The sequence below is a fragment of the Vibrio sp. 1078-1 genome, from assembly GCF_033340475.1.
Genome location: NZ_JAWOWM010000051.1, coordinates 1 through 1563, shown reverse-complemented (window position 1 = coordinate 1563; position 1563 = coordinate 1). Strand labels below are relative to the sequence as shown.

The window sequence follows — 1563 nt, the reverse complement described above, 5'->3', positions numbered from 1 at the left end:
CGCTAGGTTGGTATGCGTTTGATCGATCGTCTCTTTGGCCATCATGCATGACTTCAAGGTGTCATCAATCAGCATATGCGCATCGTTAGTGCTTGAAGATACCGAGTTCGCTGAAGATTCCACTTCTTGCGTCGCATCTCGCACGCGTCGAATATCACTGTTTTGTTGGTTCAACGCGGCTGAAACCTCAGCAGTTGTTTGACTGAGTTCTTCAGCGCAATTTTGCAGTGGTAGCGCCGAGTCGGTCATTCTTCCCAATACGGTTCGAATCCTCGCAGACAACATTTTGATATGGAAATCAGCAATCGAAAATGCGCTATTGCCTGAATAGATCAAACGGCTCACGCTGTCATACTGTTTTTGCAGCTTTTTGAGCTGTTGAGGCGTATCAATCAACTCTTGGCGGAACAATAACGCTAAGACGCTCGCTGGTAATGCACTTGCAAGCCAAGCAAGCGGACCTTCAACAGATAGTGCGTACGCTGCGGCAGGTGCAGTTAATGCACCAAGTAGAATCGCATAGCGAACCGTTTCGTTAATTTTTAACGACCAGGTTCTACCCGCTTTCTCGGCGGCTAGCATCCCCTTGTAAGCTTTTGCAGCAATATCCACCCATTCACGCTTAGGCTTAACGCGCACAGATTGATAGCCGACAACTTGGTTTTTTTCATAGATAGGCGTTACGTAGGCATCTACCCAGTAATAACCGCCAGATTTGGTGCTGTTTTTAACCATACCTCGCCACGCTTTGCCTTCTTTAAGGCGTGCCCACATATCACCAAAAGCGGCTTTAGGCATGTCACTATGACGGACGATATTATGATTCTGACCGACTAACTCCTCGTGCGTGTATTCTGCAACGCGACAAAACGCGTCATTACAATAAGTAATAACGCCTTTTAAGTTAGTGGTCGAAACGAGTTCTTCAAGTTCTCCGACGAGAGTTTCTTGAGCTTTCTGAGAAAAATTGGCTGACATAGACGTACTTCTATAATTTTTATTAGTTTTCGGCGAGATGTATACAGGATTATTGTTTTTATTACAAAATGTTAGATAAAAAGTATTATCAATACGACATTTTTAGTGTGGGAATTATCATCACTGGCAGAAATTTGCGCGTCACCAGTCAAAAATTGAGCTAATAAACAAAAAACTCAGCGTTCAGATGCTGAGTTTTTCTGTGACAGGGTGAAAGTTAGGCTATTTGGGATTCTGTTTTGTTATCCGTTTTCATCGCAAAGATCACAATCACGAGCAATACGAACGGAAGAACGTACAAGTTCAGGTTTTGCCAACCAACTGTCGATTCAAGCCAGCCGGAAAGTAAGGCAGTAACGGTGACACAGCTGAACACGAAGAACTCATTAAACGCCTGCGCTTTGCTGCGGTTTTTCGCTTCGTAACTTTGGCTAAACAGCCCCGTTGCAGCGATAAACATGAAGTTCCAACCTACGCCCAACAAAACTAAGGCAAGGCTAAAGTGCCAAATGGACACACCATGAATGTTAATCCCTATACAAACAATGAACAGCACACCTCCCGCTAGGATCATTTTCTTTGCGC

General features: G+C 44.4%; 2 protein-coding genes. Both read right to left on the bottom strand.

Features of this window, described 5'->3' with window-relative positions; genetic code table 11:
* The coding region (locus tag R7190_RS25510) for a PAS domain-containing methyl-accepting chemotaxis protein (protein WP_318137633.1) at nt 1-978 on the bottom strand (978 nt) is incomplete at its 3' end.
* A 217-nt stretch (nt 979-1195) separates the two neighbouring features.
* Nucleotides 1196-1563: MFS transporter (locus tag R7190_RS25505; RefSeq protein WP_318137632.1), on the bottom strand; the 368-nt coding region annotated here is incomplete at its 5' end.